Below are 20,701 nucleotides of genomic sequence, written 5' to 3'. Positions count from 1 at the left end.
AAAATTACAAGAAGGATTAGGTAATGGACTCATCCATTCATCAGGCAAGACTCGAGCACGAGGGAGAATTGCAAGGTAGCCAAGGGGCTGACTTGCTGGTTGGTAGTAGTGGTGATGACACCCTGCATGGATATCAGGGGAATGACACTCTGAGTGGGGGAGAGGGGAATGATGTGCTCTATGGTGGTACAGGGCAAAACCACCTCGAGGGAGGCTTAGGGGATGACACATTAATTGGCGGATTGGAAAGCGATACCTACGTCTTCAACTTGGGGGACGGTCAGGATGAGATCCGTGATGTTTCCTATGGCACTCCAGAGCACAATGCGCTTGGCTATCGGGACGAATTGGTCTTTGGCGAAGGAATAACCCCTGAAGATATAGCCGTTCTCCATGTTGGTAATGACCTGTTGTTACAACATCGTAATGGTGAGGACGGTATTACGATTACCGACTGGTTTGTGGATGAAGTGAATTGGATCGAGCGGATATCCTTTGCTAACGGCACTGTCTGGGGGATAAGTGACCTGGCTGCACGCGTTATCGTTGCGGCAGGCAATGAGCGTCGTGAGACGATTAACGGCTGGTTAGGAAAAGACCATCTCATTGGCATGGGGGGCAACGATACGCTGAAAGGGATGGCGGGCGATGATCTCCTGGATGGTGGTGCAGGCAATGACAAGCTGCTGGGTGGTCAGGGAAATGACACATTACTTGGTGGTGACGGTAATGACCTTCTGGAAGCTGGTGAGGGTAACGATATCCTGAGCGGCGGTACAGGCAAGGATACGCTGATTGGTGGCGAAGGTAGTGATGTTTATATCCTTAGCGTGGGGGATGGTATCGATGTCATTCGCAACGGTAGTGTCGGTGCTGTGAGCATCTCCGGCGAGATCCGCTTTGGCGCAGGCATCCTGGTGGCTGACATCAGTGTGGTGCGCGACGGGGACCACCTGGTACTGGTGCATGCCAATGGCAGCGACCGCTGGACTGTGGAGGGCTACTTTGCATCAATGGGCCACCGGCTGGCAGGCATCGTGTTTGCTGATGGCACTGTGTGGACCCAGGCTGATATCACCATTACCACGGTGGGTGGTGATGGTGATGACAAGCTTGTGGGCTGGGATGGCAGTGACGTGATTATCGGCGGAGCAGGTAACGATACCTTGGTGGGTGGCGCAGGCAAAGACACCTTGGTGGGGGGCGCAGGTTTGGACGTCTATCTCTGTAATCTCGGAGACGGTGTAGATGTGATTCGTAACGGCAGTGTTACGGCGGTGAGTGTGTCCGGCGAGATCCGCTTTGGCGCCGGCATCTTGGTGGCAGACATCAGCGTGGTACGTGAAGGCAATCATCTGGTGTTGGTGCATGCCAATGGTAGCGACCGCTGGACTGTGGAGGGCTACTTTGCATCAGTGGGCCATCGGCTGGCAGGCATCGTGTTTGCCGACGGCACCGTGTGGACCCAGTCCGACATTACCATCACCACCCTGGGGGGCGACGGCGACGACAAGCTCGTTGGTTGGGATGGCAGCGATGTGATCATCGGCGGTGCTGGCAACGACACCTTGGTGGGTGGCGCTGGTAAGGATACCCTGGTGGGGGGGGCCGGAGCGAACGTCTATCTCTGCAATCTGGGGGATGGTATCGATGTCATTCGGAATGGCAGCGCCGTGGCGGTGAGTGTCTCTGGCGAGATCCGCTTTGGCGCCGGCATCTTGGTGGCAGACATCAGTGCGGTACGTGAAGGCGATCATCTGGTGTTGGTGCATGCCAATGGTAGCGACCGCTGGACTGTGGAGGGCTACTTTGCATCAGTGGGTCATCGGCTGGCAGGCATCGTGTTTGCCGACGGCACCGTGTGGACCCAGTCCGACATTACTATCACCACCCAGGGGGGCGACGGCGACGACAAGCTCGTTGGTTGGGATGGCAGTGATGTGCTGATCGGTGGCGCTGGCAACGACCTCCTTGAGGGGGGGAACGGTAATGACACCCTGGTAGGAGGCGCCGGTGACGACACCTTAAGCGGTGGCAGTGGCAGCGAGGTGTATCGCTTCGATGTCGGTCACGGACACGACGTCATTGTGGTGCAAGAGAGCGTCGTTACTGTGCATGACGAGATCCACTTCGGCGTGGGGATCGGTGTGAACGACATCTATTTGGCCCAGCGCGGCGACGACCTAGTGCTGGTGAACATCAACGGGCATGACTCGATCACGATCCAGGGTGGACTGGTCGAAGGACAGGAGTGGGGGGGCTGCGTGGTCTTCACCGATGGCACTCGCTGGGCTGCTGACGAGTTCGGGGGTCTTTTACTCGAAGTCTCTGTGGGTACTGAGGATGATGAAGTTATCCAAGGCTCAGCGGAGAACGACTTCTTAGACGGTAAAGAGGGGAATGACACCCTCTTTGGTAGTGGTGGTAATGACTTGTTGCAAGGTGGGAAGGGCGATGATCTTCTCGTCGGTAGTAAAGGAAAAGATACCTTCCTTTTCGGTCTTGGTCATGGTCGGGACACCATTAATTATGGAGTTTCTACTAGTAAGCTGAAGGCATACACCATCAATGATGAAATTCGTTACATGCATGGAATTCATCCTTCCGATATAACCATTTATGCGGTTGGCCAAGACTTAATCCTGATGCACCAAAATGGACATGATAGCATCACGATAAAAAATGCTATTGCTACAAAGAACGTTTGGGCAGGGAGTATTGTTTTCGCAGATGGCACTAATTGGAGTGCACAACAAGTATTGTCCAGTGCCCTGAAGGCCACCGGGACGCCCGGCAATGACAACATCAAGGGCGGCGTCGGCAATGAACTGCTCGATGGCGGTGCCGGTAACGATACCTTGGTGGGTGGCGGTGGTGACGATACCCTCAAGGGCGGCGCTGGCGATGACCTGTTGACCAGTAGCGGCGGTACCAGCGTGCTGGAAGGGGGGGAAGGCAACGATACCCTGATCGGTAGCGGTCACTCCGATACCTATCGCTTTAATCTCGGCGATGGTCACGATCTCATTATCAACGGCAAGGCCGGTGGTGAGCATTACAGCGCCATCATCCTCGGCACCGGTATTGTCGCGACGGACATCAAGGTGGTCCGTGCTGGCAACGATGTGCAGCTCAAGCATGTCAACGGTCAAGATTCCATCCTGATTAAAGACTGGTTCCTCGGTGAGGTGCACTGGGTGACCCAGGTCGTGTTTGCCGATGGCCGTGTCTGGAGCGGCCTGCAGATTAACCAGTGGAGCAGCGGAATTGCCATTGGCGGCGCCGGTGACGATGCGCTGACCGGCAGCGCTGCCGATGAGCTGATCGATGCCGGTGCCGGCAATGACACCCTCATTGGCGGCGGTGGGAATGACACCCTCAAGGGCGGCGACGGCGACGATCTGATCACCAGCAGCGGGAAAGGCGTCGTTATCCTCGAGGGCGGTACTGGCAATGACACCCTCAAAGGGGGCGCCAGCAACGATATCTATCGCTTCAATGTGGGCGATGGACGCGATCTCATCATCAACAATGCCACGGGGATTCATGTGGCGGCGCACGGTGAGGTGCACTTCGGGGCGGGGATCGCCGTGGAAGACATCAGCGTCGTGCGCGATGGTGACAACATGAGCCTGACCCACCGCAACGGGGTTGACGCAGTTGTGATCCAGGGCTGGTTCTCCAGCGCAGGTGCCCAGCTCGGCCGGGTGCAGTTTGCCAGCGGCGTGAGTTGGAGCACCACCCAAATGCTGGCCTTCAGCCAGGGGGTCTTCATTGGCACCTCGGGCAATGACGTGTTGGTCGGGAGTGCGGGTAACGATTCCCTGGCAGGGGGTGATGGCAATGACACCCTGACCGGGCGTGGTGGTAATGACACCTTGGTGGGGGGGGCGGGCAATGATCTGCTGCTGGGTGAAGGCGCGGGCTCCCTGCGACTGGAAGGCGGTCAGGGTAACGACACCCTGCAAGGGGGCAGTGGCACCAACCTCTACCTGTTCAACCTCGGTGATGGTCACGATCTCATTATCAATAACGCCCTGAATGTCGCCGTCAGCGGCAGCAGTGAGATCCGGCTGGGAGAGGGCATCGTCGCCAACGACCTGCAGGTGGTGCGGGTCGATAACCAGCTCGTCATCAAGCATGTCAACGGAGTGGACTCCATCACCATTAATGGGTGGTTTGAAGGTGAGCAGCATTGGGTGGGTCAGGTGACCTTTGCCGATGGCACCGTATGGATCGCTCAGCAACTCAATCAACGGGCTTCCGGAATTGTGACGGGCACTGCCGGCGCCGATGTGCTCGAAGGCAGTGCCACGAGCAACCTGCTTGATGGCGGCGCGGGTAACGACACCCTGCGTGGCGGACATGGCAAGGACACCCTCAAGGGGGGCGCCGGCGATGACCTGCTGATAAGCGGCAGCGGCAGCGTGACCGTGTTGGAAGGGGGACTAGGCAATGACACCCTGCAAGGTCGCGGTGAGCACGATATCTATCTCTTCAACTTGGGGGATGGCAAGGACGTAGTCATCAATAATAGCCTGGGAGTGAGTATCGAGCATCAGAGTGAGATACGCCTTGGCGCTGGTATTTCCGCTAATGATATCCGTGTGCTGCAAGTGGGGAATGACCTGGTGCTGGCGCACACCAATGGTAGCGATGCCGTCTGTATCCAGGGCTGGTTCACCAGTACGACTGCGCAGGTCGGCAGTGTGGTGTTTGCCAATGGGACCGTGTGGCTGGCCGCCGAACTCACCCTGCGCAGTCAAGGCGTGCTGGTGGGTGGCCGTGGCGATGATTTGCTGCTGGGGGTCACGGGCAAGAATAACACGCTGGACGGGGGAGAGGGCAACGACACCCTGCAAGGGGCGGGCGGCTCCGACACTCTGCTAGGTGGGCTGGGTAACGACCTGCTGGTGAGTGGCCAGGGCGGCGTTACTATTTTGCACGGCGGCGCCGGCAATGACACCCTCAAGGGCAGTGGTAGCCAGGACATCTATCTCTTTAATCTGGGCGATGGCGCGGATCTCATCATCAACAACAGCGTCAGTGTGAGCCATCACAACGAGATTCGTCTGGGCGCCGGCATTGCGGCCAGTGATCTGACGGTGGTCAAAGTGGGTAATGACCTCATCTTGCGCCATGCCAACGGCAGTGATTCGCTCAGGGTACAGGGGTGGTTCACGTCGGCATCGGCCCAGATTGGCAGCGTCCTGTTTGTGGACGGCACCGTGTGGCAGGCAGCTCAGATCACGCAGTGGGCGACGGGGGTATACCTCGGCACTGCGGGTGACGACAAACTGGTTGGTAACGCGGGCGATAACCAGATGGACGGTGGTCAGGGTAATGACACCTTGCTGGGCTTGGGGGGCAAGGACACCCTCAGAGGGGGTGACGGCGATGACGTGCTCGTCTCTGGCAACGGCGGGGTGGTGCAGCATGAGGGGGGGCGCGGTAACGATACCCTCAAAGGCAACGCCGAGACCGACATCTATCTCTTTAACCTCGGCGATGGCCGTGACGTCATCATCAATAACGAACTCAATATCAGCCTCAGCCACCATAGCGAGGTGCGCTTTGGTGCCGGGATCGTGGCCAACGATATCCGGGTCTCCCGCGAGGGGGATGATCTGCTGCTGATGCACAGTAATGGCAAGGACGCCATCACGGTAAGTAACTGGTTCCTGGGCGAGAGCCACACGTTGGCGAGCGTGCTGTTTGCCGATGGCACCGTGTGGAGCACGCTGCAGATAGTGCAGCGCAGCCAGGGCATCTTTATCGGCAGCGCAGGCAATGACTCGATAAGAGGCAGTGTGCGTGACGAGCGGCTGGAAGGGGGCGAAGGGCATGACACCCTGCTTGGCTGTGGTGGTGCCGATACCCTCGAAGGTGGCGGTGGCAACGATCTGCTGGTGAGTGCGGGGGGCGGAGCGTCCCGACTGGACGGCGGTAAGGGTAACGATACCCTGCGCGGCGGTGGCCATGCTGACGTTTACCTCTTCAACCTGGGTGATGGTCAGGATGTGATCATCAATACGGCGACAGGTGAGAGCCTGGTGGCGCACAACGAGATCCGTTTCGGGGTCAATATCACCGCTGGCGACATACGTGTGGTGCGTAGCGGTAACGATCTGATCTTGCGCCACGTCAATGGCAGCGATGCGGTACTGGTACGTGATTGGTATCTGAGCGAAGGCAACTGGTTGAGCCAAGTGGTGTTCGACGATGGCACCGTCTGGTCGGCGCATCAGCTGGAGCAGTGGGGGATCGGTGTCGTCACCGGGACCCTGGGTGACGACCTACTGAGTGCCTCCGGGGCCAGCGGCGTGACCCAGCTGATCGGCGGGCGTGGCAACGACACTCTGGTCGGCGGGGATCGCAAGGAGATCTTCGTGTTCAACTTGGGTGACGGGCATGACCTCATTCACTATGGGCAGAACAGCGGCGCGCTGGCGACCTTCAGTGGTGGTGACGAGCTGCGCTTCGGGGCGGGGATTGAGGTGCGCGACATCCTGATCATTCGCTCGGGTGACGACATCGTGCTCAAGCACATCAATGGCAGCGACAGCGTGACGATCCGGGGCGGTTTTGCCGAGAAGGACGCCTGGGGCGGCCTAGTGGTTTTTGCCGGTGGTACGCGCTGGACGGTCAGCGAGCTGGTGAAGTTTGTGGCGGTGACGCTGACGGGTAGCGAGTCGGCGGACGTGTTGACGGGGGCCAAGGGTAACGACGTGATCTTTGGTCTGGGTGGCGACGACAAGTTGGCCGGCGGTGATGGCGACGATAGCCTGTTTGGCGGCGCGGACAACGACACCCTGGCTGGCGGCAATGGCAACGACCTGCTGGAAGGGGGTCATGGCTTTGATGTGCTCAACGGTGAAGCTGGCAATGACACCCTGCGTGGTGGGGAAGGCAACGACACCCTTAACGGCGGTAACGGTGCCGACCTGCTGGAAGGTGGGGATGGTGACGACGTCATCAGTGGGGGGGAGGACAGCTACAACGGCTGGTTCGCCGACAATACCTGGACTGCGGCTTATCACCACTTCCAAGGTGTGGAGCGCGACACCCTGCGCGGCGGCGCCGGTAATGACGAGCTGAAGGCGGGTAACTGGTGGAGTCATGGCCGTACCTATGAGGGGGGCACCGGCAACGACACCCTGACCGGGGGCTATGGGGGTGACACCTATCTGTTCAATCTGGGCGACGGGGCTGATGTCATCATCGACAAGGCCGGTGGTTCGGGTGAGGGCTTCACCGATGAGCTGCGCTTTGGTGCGGATATCGCGCAGAGCGATATCGAGGTGGTGCACGTGGGCAACGACCTGGTGTTCCGCCATATCAACGGCACGGACAGCGTGACGGTGCAGAACTGGTTTACCGCAGACTTCAGCAAGACCTATCAGCTGGAGAAAGTGACCTTTACCGGTACCGGTGCATCCTGGAGCCAGGCTGACCTGGAGCAGATGGTGCTCAAGCGAGCGGGTGGCAGTGAAAATGACACCCTGTATGGCTGGAGCGGCCAAGACCACCTGTTGGGTGGTGAAGGCAACGACCTGCTCAGTGGTGGCAGCGGTAATGACCTGCTGGAAGGTGAAGCGGGTACCGACTCGCTCGTGGGTGGGGATGGTGACGACAGCCTGTTGGGCGGAGTCGGTAACGACACCCTCAATGGCGGTAATGGTAATGATGATTACCACTTTGCTTCCGGTGGCGGTCATGACCGTATCTTGGATAATCAGGGTAATGATACTCTACATTTCGATGATATTACGTCAGACCAGCTTTGGTTCCGTCGTGATGATAAGAGTCTGGTTGTTACTATTAAGGGAGGAGCGGATGCTGTCACCTTGGGTGACTGGTATGCAGGTGCTGCAAATCAAGTGGAAACATTTGTGGCAGCCGATGGTAAAAAGTTGCTTTCATCACAGGTTCAGCTGTTGGTTGATGCAATGGCAGCGTTTAATCCGCCTGTTGCCGGAGGCTCTCAGTTGCAACCCGTCGAACAAGGAGATGTGCAAACATTGGTTGCGTCTAGTTGGCAGTAACCGACTAGGATTAACAGCGTAAATAAGGCAAGGAGGTGCAAGCCTCCTTGCCTTATATCATTTTAAATTACACGAAAATGACTATGGTTATGATATATGGGGCTTTTCTACGCTCAAAAAGCAATGACTTGTTACGGTTTCTCAAACTGATAATTATCTCTCTTTATTTGATAAAGTTTATTTGGTGAAGTGCTGGACGCTACAATTACAGTTTTTTGTTGCCAGTGATTCTCATTTCAGTGGTTTTTTAGTCCCAAATCATTTCATTATTTCGATACATATCACAATTTACCTTTCCTATATTCAGGTCATCTGACCTTGGCCTGATTGTTGCTCTTCTCCTTGCCAAGGGGGAACACCCGTGCGGGATACCCCATTTATTCATGCTGCCAATGGGCAGAACAGCTGCAAGGAGATAGCCATGGGCGATATTATGCGACCCGTTCCCTTCAAGAACCTTCTGACCCGTATTTTTGCGGAATATAAAGAGAGTCAGAGCATTTTCGGTATTCCCGCCGCACAATTTTATCGCAAGCAGGACGAGCGCAAGATCAAGGTGTTCGGTGAAACCTGCGAGACTCCCATTGGCCCGGCAGCCGGCCCTCATACCCAGTTGGCCCAGAACATCGTCACCTCCTGGCTGACCGGCGGGCGCTTTATCGAGCTCAAGACGGTGCAGATCCTGGACCGTCTCGAACTGGAAAAGCCCTGCATCGATGCCGAAGACGAGTGCTTCAACACCGAGTGGTCTACCGAGTTCACCCTGCCCAAGGCATTTGACGAGTATCTTAAAGCCTGGTTTGCCCTCTACCTGTTAGAAGAGGTGTTCGACCCGCGGCTCGACGGAGAGGCCAAGTCCTTCATCTTCAACATGAGCGTGGGGTACAACCTCGATGGCATCAAACAGCCACCGATGCAGCAGTTTATCCACAGCCTGATGGATGCAAGCCAAAGTCCGAAGTTTGCCGAGTACCAGCAGGTGGTACGTGAGCTGGTGGCCGACGAGCAGTTTATCGCCGAGCTGGGAATGGGGGCGCGCCGCGATCGCCTGCAACAGCTGGTGGATCGTATCCCGGCCAATCTGGTGCACGGCGTCACCCTCTCTACCATGCATGGCTGCCCGCCCAACGAGATCGAGGCCATCTGCCGCTACATGCTGGAAGAGAAGGGGCTCAACACCTTCGTCAAGCTGAACCCGACCCTGCTGGGCTATCCGCGGGTGCGCGAGATCCTCGATACCTGCGGCTTTGATTACATTGGTCTGAACGAAGAGTCGTTCGATCACGACCTCAAGCTGGATCAGGCCAAGGCGATGCTGACCCGCTTGATGGCGCTGGGGGCCGAGAAGGGGCTCACCTTCGGGGTGAAACTCACCAACACCCTCGGCACCATCAACCGCAAAGGGGCACTGCCGGGGGATGAGATGTATATGTCCGGCCGTGCGCTGTTCCCGCTCTCCATCAACGTGGCGGCCGTGCTGTCTCGCGACTTCGATGGCAAGCTGCCCATCTCCTACTCCGGTGGTGCCAGCAAGTTCAATATCGCCGCGATCTTCGAGACTGGTATTCGTCCCATCACCATGGCCACCGACCTGCTCAAGCCGGGTGGCTATCTGCGCCAGCTGGAGTGCCTCAACGAGATCGACGCCTCCGATAGCTGGGGCATGAGTCAGGTGGATGTGGCGAAGCTGGAAGCGCTTGCCGCCAAGGCCCTCACCATGGATTACACCCAGAAGGAGTGGAAGTCCGACGATCGCATCGAAGTGGGTGGCGGCCTGCCGCTGACCGACTGCTACGTAGCGCCCTGCGTCACCGCCTGCGCCGTGCATCAGGATATCCCCGAGTACATTCGCCTGATGGGCGAGGGGGAGTATGTGGCAGCCCTTGAGCTGATTTATCAGCGCAACGCCTTGCCCGCCATCACCGGCCATATCTGCGATCACCAGTGCCAGTACAACTGCACCCGTCTCGATTACGACAGCGCGCTCAATATCCGCGAGCTGAAAAAAGTGGCGCTGGAGCGCGGCTGGGAAGGGTACAAGGCGCGCTGGCATAAACCGGCAGGCAGTGGTGACAAGCACCCGGTTGCGGTGATTGGTGCTGGTCCGGCCGGTCTCTCCGCCGGTTACTTCCTGGCCCGTGCCGGTCACCCGGTCACCGTGTTCGAGCGCGAAGCGGATGCCGGTGGCGTGGTCAAGCACATCATCCCCGAGTTCCGCATCCCGGCTGAACTGATCCAGCATGACATCGACTTTGTCGCCGCCCACGGGGTCAAGTTCGAGTTTGGCTGCGATCCGGCGCTCACCGTCGACAAGCTGCATGCCCAGGGCTTTAGCTATGTCTTCGTTGGCATCGGCGCTGACAAGAACGGTGGCATGCGCCTCGAAGGGGGTCACGAGCGGATTTACAAATCCTTCCACTTCCTGCGCAGCTTCAATCAGGGCAAACCGCTGCCGCTGGGCCGCCATGTGGCGGTGGTCGGTGCCGGCAACACCGCCATGGACTGCGCCCGTGCCGCCCTCAAGGTGCCGGGTGTCAGCGATGTGACCGTGATCTACCGTCGCAGCGAAAAAGAGATGCCCGCCTATCGCGAGGAGGTTCTGGAAGCGGTGGAGGATGGGGTACGTTTTTGCTTCCTCACCAATCCGGAGCGCTTTGAGAAAGATGGCAAGCTCACCGTGCGGATGATGGCGCTGGGGGATCCTGACGAGCAGGGCCGCCGCCGTCCTGTGCCCACCGAGCAGACCGAAGTGATGCAGATGGATGCCCTGATCACCGCCATCGGCGAGCAGCCTGACTGCGAGGTGCTCAAAGCGATGGGCATTCCCCTTGGCAGCGATGGCTGGCCCGAGGTGGACAGCCAGACCGGCGAAACCAGCCGTCGCAACGTCTTCCTCATCGGTGACGTGCAGAGCGGCCCGTCCTCCATCGTCGGTGCCATCGGTGGTGCCCGCCGCTCTGCGGATTTGGTGCTCTCTCGCGAGCATATCGCCAGCCAGCAGAGTGAAGTGACCATCCAGCCGTCGGGCAAGGATGAGATCTACCGCCGCAAGGGGAGCATCGCCGTCACCCTGGTCGACAAAAACGAGCGGGAGGCCTTCGTGGCGCAAGAGGCGCATCGCTGCCTCGAGTGCAACTACCTCTGCAGCAAGTGCGTGGATGTCTGCCCCAACCGGGCCAACGTCGCCATCGCGGTGCCGGGCTTCAAAGACCAGTTCCAGACCCTGCATCTGGATGCCTACTGCAACGAGTGCGGCAACTGCGCCCAGTTCTGCCCGTGGCAGGGCAAGCCCTATCAGGACAAGGTGACCATCTTCAGCCTGCCCGAGGACTTCGACAACAGCTGCAACCCCGGTTTCTATCTGGCTGACGGTGGCGAACTGCGGGTGCGTCAGGATGGCGAGACCTATCGCCTGACCATCGACGCCCAGAGCCGTATCAAGGATGCGCCAGCGGCCCTTGGCGACATGTGCCGGATCATCAGCCATGTCCACGCTCATCACCACTACCTGCTGGGGGCCGTCGAGGCCTGAGCGAACCACGAATAAGCGAAGGAGCACACCATGTTTATTCTGAAGAACGTCACCGCCGTCCAGCTTGAGCCGACCCGGGTGCTGGAAGGGGTGGATATCGCCATCGAAGGAGCGCTTATCAAAGCGGTGGGGCCCAATCTGCGGGCCCTCTACCCGGAGGCCAACTATCGGGAAATGGGCGGCAAGCTGGTGATGCCGGGCATCGTCTGTGCCCACAACCACTTCTACTCCGGCCTGTCGCGGGGGATCATGGCCAATATCGCCCCTTGCCCGGATTTTATCTCCACCCTGAAAAACCTCTGGTGGCGGCTCGATCGGGCGCTCGATGAGGAGTCCCTCTACTACAGCGGCCTCATCTGCTCGCTGGAAGCGCTCAAAAGCGGTTGCAGTGCGGTGATCGACCACCACGCCTCGCCCAACTTCATCAAGGGCTCGTTGAATGTATTGCGCAAAGGGTTTGTGGAGGTGGGTCTGCGCGGCATGACCTGCTTCGAGACCACGGATCGCAACGGCGGCCTCGCCGAATTGCAGGCCGGGGTGGAGGAGAACATCCTGTTCGCCCAACAGATCGATGCGACCAAAGCCAAGGGGAACGAACCCTATCTGGTGGAAGCCCATATCGGTGCCCACGCCCCCTTCACCGTGCCCGACGAGGGGCTGGCCATGCTGCGCGAAGCGGTGCAGGTCACCGGTCGCGGGCTGCATATCCATGTGGCGGAAGATCGCTACGACATGGCCCACGGCCACCACCACTATGGCAAGGAGCCCATCGCCCGGCTGGACGAGTTTGGCCTTATCGACAGCAAGTCGCTTGTCGCTCACGGCATCTACCTGAGCCCGTCCGACATCGAGCTGCTCAACAGCCGCGATGCCTTCCTGGTGCACAACGCCCGCTCCAACATGAACAACCACGTGGGCTACAACATGCATCTGCCGGAGTATCGCAATCTGGCGCTTGGCACCGACGGCATCGGCTCCGACATGCTCGAAGAGCTCAAGTTCGCCTACTTCAAGCACAAGGATGTCGGTGGCGCGCTGTGGCCCGACAGCTTTGCCCGCTTCCTCTGGAACGGCAACACCTTGCTGGAACGCAACTTCGACGCCAAATTTGGCCGCCTGGAGCCCGGCTACAAGGCCGACCTCACCATTTGCGACTACGACGCACCGACCCCGCTGGCGCCGCGCAACCTCGGCGGCCATCTCGCCTTTGGTATGGGATCGAACAGCGTCAACAGCGTGATGGTGGAGGGGCGCATGGTCTATCAGGACCGCGAGTTCCCGTTCGATGTCGCGCCCATTTACGAGCAGGCCAGCAAGGTGGCGAGCCGCCTGTGGCAACGGATGGATCAGCTGGCCTAAGGCCACCTTCCACAGTTTTGGACCGGATTGCCCGCCCTGTGGATTTTCCCGGCGGCGGGCAGCAAGAGTAAGGACGACACATGATTGAGCAATTCTTCCGACCCGAGCAACTGGGTCAGGCTTTGGAACTCAAGGCCCGCTTCGGCAACGACGCCGTCTACATGGGAGGCGGCAGCAAGCTTAACGCCGCTCCGACTCGCACCGACAAGAAGGTCGCTATCTCACTGGACAAGCTGGGGCTTGACCAGATTGAGCAACAGCACGGCCAGCTCCATATCGGCGCTACCGTTACCCTGCAGACCCTGAAAGATGATCCCCGTACCCCGGCCGCCCTGTGCGAGGCGCTGGGGTTTGTCTACTCCCGCCATCTGCGCAATCAGGCCACCATCGGCGGCGAACTTGCCTGCCAGCAGCAGGACTCACCCTTGCTGCCGGTACTGCTGGTGCTCGAAGCCGTGGTCGTGCTGGAGAACAACCTGCTGCAACCCATCGATGCCTATCTGGCGGGGCAGCGCAATGCCCTGGTGCTCGGAGTTGTGCTGCCGGAGCCTGAACTGCGCTGCGCCACTCGCCGCATCAGCCGCAACGCCGATGGTTTGGCGGTGATGACCGCCGCGGTAGCCCTCGACAGCATTGGCGAAATGCGGGTAGCCGTCGCTGGCGTTACCCCGCAGCCGATGCGTCTGCGGGATCTGGAACGCCGCGATCTGCACGATGCCGCGCTGGAGGCGGCCGTGAGCGAGCTGGTTGCACCGCGCGAGGATCTCGGCGGCAGCGTGACCTACAAGCGCTATATCAGCGGGGTAGTGGTGGCGGATCTGCTGGTCGAGTGCCAGCAGCAGGAGGTACAGGCATGATGGAACTCAACTTCACACTGAACGGTGCCCTGCGCACCGTCATCACCCCGGCTGGCGAGAATGCCCAGCGGGTGCTGTTCAACCAGTGCCGGATGCACTCGGTGCGCAACAGCGACGACGGCTTCGGCTTCGCCGGCTCCGACGCCATTCTCTTCAACGGCAGGGTGATCAACGCTTCCCTGCTGATCGCCGCCCAGCTGGATGGATCAGAAGTGCGCACCGCCGAGTCGCTGGGCAGCTGGAACCAGCTCAGTCTGGTGCAGCAGGCGATGGTGGATGTGGGCGTGGTGCAGTCCGGCTACAACGATCCGGCTGCGGCGCTCATCGTCACCGACCTGCTTGATCGCCATCCCGACCCCACCCGTGATCAAATCGACGATGCCCTCTCGGGCCTGTTTCACCGCGATGGCGGTTATCAGCAGTTCTATCAGGCCATCGAGCTTGCATGTTCACGGATGAAGGATCCCGATTACCTGTGCCAGATCGCCCCGGAGTTTCGCGACGATCTGCGCCATATCGGCAAGAGCTGCCCGAAAGTGGACGCCGCCAAGATGGTGCAGGCCAAGCCCTGCTACGTGGAGGACAGGGTCACCGAGGATGCACTGATCATCAAGATGCTGCGCAGTCCCCATCCCCATGCGGTGATCACCAAACTCGACGTGAGCCGCGCCGAAGCCATGCCGGGGGTGGCGCACGTCATCACCCACCTCAACTGCCCGGATGTGTTTTACACCCCGGGTGGTCAGAGTGCTCCCGAGCCGTCACCGCTCGATCGCCGCATGTTTGGCCGCAAGCTGCGCCACGTAGGTGACAGGGTCGCCGCCGTGGTGGCCGAGAGCGAAGCCATCGCATTGGCGGCCCTCAAACTCATCGAGGTCGAGTATCAAGTGCTGCCGGCGGTCATGAGCATTGACGAGGCGATGGCCCCCAATGCGCCGCTGGTCCACGACGAGCCCATCGTCTACATGGCCGGTGCGCCGGCGGATCTCGAGCAGCAGAACGCCTGCTCGGTACGCCGCGGCGACGAGCACATGATCATCAACTTCCCCATCGGCTCCCGCCCGCACGAGAACCTGGCCGCCAGCGTCCATGGCCAGATCGGCGATGTAGCCAAGGGCTTTGCCGAGGCGGACGAGATTGTCGAGCGCACCTACGAATCGACCCAGGCCCAGCAGTGCCCGACCGAGCCGCACATCTGCTTCACCTACATGGATGGGGATCGTCTGGTCATTCACGCCTCCACCCAGGTGCCCTGGCACGTACGCCGTCAGGTGGCGCGCATTGTCGGCATGAAGCAGCACCAGGTACATGTGATCAAGGAGCGGGTAGGGGGTGGTTTTGGCTCCAAGCAGGACATCCTGCTGGAAGAGGTGTGCGCCTGGGCGACCAAGGTCACCGGCCGTCCGGTCACCTTCCGCTACACCCGTGAAGAGGAGTTCATCAGCAACACCTCCCGCCACGTGGCCAAGGTGAAGGTGAAAGTGGGGGCCAAAAAAGATGGCACCATCACCGCCATCGATATGGATTTTCGTGCCAACACCGGCCCTTACGGCAACCACTCATTGACAGTGCCAAGCAACGGCCCGGCGCTCTCCCTGCCGCTCTATCCGTGCGACAACGTGCGCTTTACCGTCAACACCTACTACAGCAACATCTGCCCGACCGGCGCCTATCAGGGTTATGGTGCGCCCAAGGGCAACTTCGCCCTGACCATGGCCATTGCCGAGCTGGCCGAGAAACTGGGCATCGATCAGCTCGACATGGTGGAGCACAACCGGGTACACGAAGGAGACATCCTCAAGGTGCTGGGTGCCATCGGCGAGGGCAAGATGCCAACTTCTGTGCCCCACGCGGCCAGCTGTGCCCTCGAACCCATCCTCAAACAAGGTCGCGAACTGATTGCCTGGGACAGCCCCAAACCCGCCGACGGGGATTGGCGCATCGGCCGTGGCGTCGCCATCATCATGCAAAAATCGGGGATCCCGGATATCGATCAGGCCAACTGCATGGTCAAGCTGGAATCTGACGGCACCTTTATAGTTCACTCCGGTGGCGCCGATATCGGCACCGGCCTCGATACCGTGGTGGCCAAGCTGACCGCCGAGGTGCTCGGTTGCCCGCTCAGCGATGTGCATGTGATCTCCGGCGACACCGACCACGCGCTATTCGACAAGGGGGCTTACGCCTCGTCCGGTACCTGCTTCTCTGGCAATGCGGCCAAGATGGCGGCCGAGAACCTCAAGGCGAAGATCCTGTTCCACGGCGCCGCCATGCTGGGCGAGCCGGTAGCAGATGTTGAGCTGGCGTTCCCGGGCGTGGTGCGCGGCAAGCAGGGGGAGGTGAGCCTCGCCAAGCTGGCCCACAAGGCCGAGACAGGTACCGGCTTCGGCATTCTGGTGGGCACCGCCAGCTACATCACCTCTGATCTGGCCTTCCCGTATGGGGCCAACTTCGCCGAGGTGGCGGTCAACGTCAGAACCGGCGAGATCCGGCTCGACAAGTTCTACGCCCTGCTCGACTGCGGTACCCCCATAAACCCGGAACTGGCCCTCGGCCAGATCTACGGGGCGACCATGCGGGCCATCGGCCACACCATGACCGAAGAGATCTGCTACGACGGCAAGGGCATCCCGCTTACACGGGATCTGAAGAGCTATGGCGCGCCCAAGATTGGCGATATTCCGCGCGACTTCCGGGCCTTCCTGGTACCGAGTGACGACAAGGTCGGCCCTTACGGCGCCAAGTCCATCTCGGAGATCGGGGTCAACGGCGCGGCGCCCGCCATCGCCACCGCCATCCATGACGCCTGCGGTGTCTGGCTGCGCAAGTGGCACTTCACGCCGGAGCAGATCCTGCGCGAACTGGGCAAGCTGGAGCAAAAAGTGTCGGCATAACAAAAGAAAAGGTGAGGGGCGGGCGCCAGCTCGCCCCCAGCGCCTGACGGCGGAATGAGTACTCCGCCTACATTCTGTGTGATGGGACAAACACGATGTCTAAAACAACACGCAAGCACTCGGATCTTATTTACGAGCTGGAAGACAAACCCCCGTTTTATCAAACCCTGATGGGTGCAGTGACCCATCTGCTGGCCATTTTTGTCCCCATGGTGACCCCGGCGCTGATCGTCGGCGGCGCCCTGGGCCTCTCCACCGAGACCACCGCCTATCTGGTCTCCATGGCGATGATTGCCTCCGGTATCGGCACCTGGCTGCAGGTGAACCGTTATGGCCCCATCGGTTCGGGGCTGCTCTCCATCCAGTCGGTCAACTTCTCCTTCGTGACCGTGATGATCGCGCTCGGCGGCGCCATGAAAAAAGATGGCATCCACGAGGAGCTGATTGTCTCGACCCTGCTCGGGGTCTCCTTTGTCGGTGCCTTTTTGGTAATGGGCTCCTCCTTTGTGCTGCCCTACCTCAAGCGGGTGATCACCCCGACTGTGAGCGGGGTAGTGGTGCTGATGATTGGTCTGAGCCTTATCAAGGTGGGGATCATCGACTTTGGCGGCGGCTTCTCCGCCATGAGCAGCGGCACCTTTGGCAAATACGAGAACATCGGGCTGGGGCTCTTGGTGCTCTGCGTCATCGTCGCTTTCAACTGCAGCCGAAGCCCGCTGCTGCGGATGAGCGGGATCGCCATCGGCCTGCTGGTGGGTTACGCGGTGGCTTTGATGCTTGGCATGGTGGATTTCTCCGCCCTTGAGAACCTGCCGCTTATTACGGTGCCGATCCCGTTCAAGTACGGTTTCTCCTTCGATTTTCACGCCTTTATGTTGGCGGGCACCATCTATCTGTTGAGCGTGCTGGAGGCGGTGGGGGACATCACCGCCACCGCCATGGTCTCCCACCGGGATATTCAGGGGCCTGAATTTCAAAAACGGCTCTCCGGCGGCGTACTGGCGGACGGTCTGGTATCGGTGATCGCCTCGGCCCTCGGCTCTTTGCCACTCACCACCTTTGCCCAGAACAACGGCGTCATCCAGATGACCGGGGTGGCGTCACGCCATGTGGGTAAGTTTATTGCCGTCATTCTGGTGCTGCTGGGGCTTTTCCCCGTAGTAGGGCGCTTCTTTACCACCATACCGTCACCTGTGATGGGGGGCGCCATGGTCATCATGTTCTCGATGATCGCCATCGCCGGTGGTCGCATCATCATCAGCCACGGTTTCGATCGGCGGGAGACCCTGATTGTCGCCACTTCGCTGGGTCTTGGGCTCGGTGTTTCTTATGACCCGAACGTCTTCAAGGTGCTGCCGGCGGGTATCTACATGCTGGTGGAGAACCCCATCTGCGCCGGCGGCATCACCGCCATCATCATGAATCTGGTGCTGCCGCAAAGCCGCAAGCGCAAGGCGGCCATCAGGGATGCCGAGGCGGTGGAGGTGATCCAGTTGAGCGACAAGCCGGATGTGATCTTTACCGCCCGCAGTGCGGGCCAGCCATCGGCCAGCAAGGGTGAGGGGTCACCAGTGCCCGGGCAGGCGGTGGCGCCACAAGTGGAACGGATCTGACGGTTAAACCGGCCAAAACGTCAACAGAACAAGAAAAACAGGGATACGGTTATGAAAAACGACAACTCTGTCAAAGCGGTACGCGGCAGCTTCTTCGATATCACCCGGGTGGTGGATCAGCCCGAGGAGATTGAGTCCAACGCGCGCCTTATCGAGGATGGCCTGCTGATCATTCGCAACGGCTGCATCGACTGGTTTGGTGAGTGGGAGGAGGGGAAAGATCGCATTCCGGCCGAGGTGCGGGTGCGGGATTATCGCGGCAAGATGATAGTGCCGGGCTTTGTCGATACCCACATTCACTATCCCCAGAGCGAGATGGTAGGGGCCTATGGCGAGCAACTGCTGGAGTGGCTCAACCGCCACACCTTCCCGGCCGAGCGGCGCTACAACGATCTCGAATATGCCCGCGAGATGTCCACCTTCTTTATCAAGCAGCTGCTGCGAAACGGCACCACCACGGCGCTGGTGTTCGGCACAGTGCACCCCGAGTCGGTGGATGCCCTGTTCGAGGCGGCCAGCCGCATCAATATGCGGATGATCGCTGGCAAGGTGATGATGGATCGCAATGCACCCGATTATCTGCTCGATACCGCAGAGAGCAGCTATGTGCAGAGCAAGCAGCTTATCGAGCGCTGGCACGGCAACGGTCGACTGCTCTATGCCATCACACCACGATTTGCACCCACCTCGACACCCGAGCAGCTGACGATGGCGCGGCGACTGCGCGAAGAGTTTCCCACCACCTATCTGCACACCCATCTGTGCGAGAACAAGGATGAGATCGCCTGGGTCAAATCTCTTTTCCCGGCGCACAAGGGCTATCTCGATGTCTATCACCAGCATGGGCTCACCGGCCACAACTGCGTCTTTGCCCACTGCGTCCATCTGGAAGAGCAGGAGTGGGATTGCCTGAAGGAGACCGGCTCCACCATCGCGTTTTGTCCCACCTCCAACCTCTATCTCGGCAGCGGCCTGTTCAAGCTGCACAAGGCGTGGCGCAAGCAGGTGAAGGTGGGGATGGGCACCGACATCGGCGCCGGCACCACCTTCAACATGCTGCAGACCCTCAACGAGGCCTACAAGGTGATGCAGTTGCAGGGTGAGCGGCTCTCGGCCTATCAGGCCTTCTATCTGGCCACCCTGGGCGGCGCCCATTCGCTGGGGCTGGACGAGAAGATCGGCAGCTTTGCGGTGGGCAAGGAGGCGGACTTTGTGGTGCTCGACCCGGTCGCCACCCCGCTGCAGCAGCTGCGTTATGACAACTCCACCACCCTGCGGGACAAGCTCTTTGTGCTGTTGACCCTGGGGGATGACAGATCCATCTACCGCACCTATGTGGATGGCCAACTGGTGCATGAACGGGGGTAGGGGCTGGAGTGGGCTGCCGCGGCGCAGCCCCAACGAATACGGTGGCTGGCGTGCCCCACAGGGGCGCCAGTCTTGCCGCACGACAGGGGATCTCCCCGCATAGAACGTGAAATGGCCCGGTTTTTTTGACCAGCAAGGCAAACGTTTGAGTCAAGGCTGCCTGCCCTGGTCTGTCTGTCGCATCCTCTGCCACCATCGCCTGTTTCTCATCAGACTGGCGCTTGGCAGACCCGCAGATCCTGTCGCCATTTCGTCATGGAACATTCAGGCGCGTGTGAAGGAGTTGGGTATGACCCAAGCAAACAGCAGGACAAACAGCGTGGAACAGCTGGCCAATGATGACGCCAGCCAGAGCGCAGCAAAGCAACAGCCGCTCACGGCTCTTGATCGCTACTTTATGATCAGCGAGCGGGGCAGCAACGTCAGACAGGAGGTGCTGGCGGGCCTCACCACCTTCCTTGCCATGGTCTACTCGGTGATAGTGGTGCCGAGCATGCTCGGCAAGGCGGGCTTTCCCCCCGGCGCCGTGTTTGTCGCCACCTGTCTGGTGGCGGGGTTCGGTTCGCTCTTGATGGGGCTCTGGGCCAAGTTGCCGATGGCCATCGGTTGCGCTATTTCCCTCACGGCGTTTACTGCCTTCAGTCTGGTGCTGGGGCAGCAGATCACCATTCCGGTGGCGCTGGGGGCCGTCTTCCTGATGGGGGTACTCTTTACCGCCATCTCGGTGACCGGGGTGCGTAGCTGGATCCTCGACAACCTGCCGATGGGGATTGCCCACGGCACCGGCATCGGGATTGGTCTCTTCTTGCTGCTTATCGCCGCCAACGGGGTGGGGCTGGTGATCAAGAACCCGCTGGAGGGGCTGCCGGTGGCGCTGGGGGCCTTCACCTCCATGCCGGTCATCATGTCCCTGATCGGCCTTGCGGTGATTTTCGGGCTGGAGAAGCTGAGAGTACCGGGGGGGATCCTGCTGGTGATCATCGCCATCTCCATCTTCGGCCTGATTTTCGATCCGGCGGTGAAGTATCAGGGA

Annotated in this window: 8 protein-coding genes; all 8 read left to right on the top strand. The window is 59.8% G+C overall.

Going from position 1 to position 20,701, the window contains the following annotated elements:
* Positions 1-23: 23 nt before the first annotated feature.
* Positions 24-8,045, top strand: coding sequence for a calcium-binding protein (locus AB5Z09_RS02470; RefSeq protein WP_368194553.1), 8,022 nt, complete (start codon positions 24-26; stop codon positions 8,043-8,045).
* A gap of 421 nt (positions 8,046-8,466) precedes the next feature.
* Complete coding sequence (gene ygfK / locus AB5Z09_RS02465) at positions 8,467-11,577, top strand: putative selenate reductase subunit YgfK (protein ID WP_368194552.1); 3,111 nt, start codon at positions 8,467-8,469, stop codon at positions 11,575-11,577.
* A gap of 30 nt (positions 11,578-11,607) precedes the next feature.
* On the top strand, positions 11,608-12,936 hold the full coding sequence (ssnA, locus tag AB5Z09_RS02460) for a putative aminohydrolase SsnA (RefSeq protein WP_368194551.1): 1,329 nt from the start codon (positions 11,608-11,610) through the stop codon (positions 12,934-12,936).
* Positions 12,937-13,016: 80 nt separating this feature from the next.
* The gene (ygfM, locus tag AB5Z09_RS02455) at positions 13,017-13,793 is read left to right on the top strand and encodes a molybdopterin-dependent oxidoreductase FAD-binding subunit (RefSeq protein ID WP_368194550.1); all 777 of its coding nucleotides are present in this window, start codon (positions 13,017-13,019) and stop codon (positions 13,791-13,793) included.
* Complete coding sequence (locus AB5Z09_RS02450) at positions 13,790-16,687, top strand: molybdopterin-dependent oxidoreductase Mo/Fe-S-binding subunit (RefSeq protein WP_368194549.1); 2,898 nt, start codon at positions 13,790-13,792, stop codon at positions 16,685-16,687. Before ygfM ends, AB5Z09_RS02450 begins: the two co-directional genes overlap by 4 nt.
* 95 nt (positions 16,688-16,782) lie before the next feature.
* Complete coding sequence (locus AB5Z09_RS02445; RefSeq protein ID WP_368194548.1) at positions 16,783-18,300, top strand: nucleobase:cation symporter-2 family protein; 1,518 nt, start codon at positions 16,783-16,785, stop codon at positions 18,298-18,300.
* 51 nt (positions 18,301-18,351) lie between these two features.
* Positions 18,352-19,668, top strand: coding sequence for a guanine deaminase (guaD, locus tag AB5Z09_RS02440; RefSeq protein WP_123173123.1), 1,317 nt, complete (start codon positions 18,352-18,354; stop codon positions 19,666-19,668).
* 397 nt (positions 19,669-20,065) lie between these two features.
* The coding region (locus tag AB5Z09_RS02435) for a solute carrier family 23 protein (RefSeq protein ID WP_368194560.1) at positions 20,066-20,701 on the top strand (636 nt) is incomplete at its 3' end.

Source organism: Aeromonas sp. R2-2 (assembly GCF_040908355.1).
GTDB lineage: Bacteria > Pseudomonadota > Gammaproteobacteria > Enterobacterales > Aeromonadaceae > Aeromonas > Aeromonas veronii.
The sequence above is the reverse complement of the archived record's forward strand: the minus strand, read 5'-3'. Positions and strand labels throughout refer to the sequence as shown.

Bases quoted from the DNA above. Each gene is read 5' to 3' on its own strand.
- AB5Z09_RS02470 (WP_368194553.1), top strand. From the start codon at position 24: ATGGACTCATCCATTCATCAGGCAAGACTCGAGCACGAGGGAGAATTG.
- ygfK (WP_368194552.1), top strand. From the start codon at position 8,467: ATGGGCGATATTATGCGACCCGTTCCCTTCAAGAACCTTCTGACCCGT.
- ssnA (WP_368194551.1), top strand. From the start codon at position 11,608: ATGTTTATTCTGAAGAACGTCACCGCCGTCCAGCTTGAGCCGACCCGG.
- ygfM (WP_368194550.1), top strand. From the start codon at position 13,017: ATGATTGAGCAATTCTTCCGACCCGAGCAACTGGGTCAGGCTTTGGAA.
- AB5Z09_RS02450 (WP_368194549.1), top strand. From the start codon at position 13,790: ATGATGGAACTCAACTTCACACTGAACGGTGCCCTGCGCACCGTCATC.
- AB5Z09_RS02445 (WP_368194548.1), top strand. From the start codon at position 16,783: ATGTCTAAAACAACACGCAAGCACTCGGATCTTATTTACGAGCTGGAA.
- guaD (WP_123173123.1), top strand. From the start codon at position 18,352: ATGAAAAACGACAACTCTGTCAAAGCGGTACGCGGCAGCTTCTTCGAT.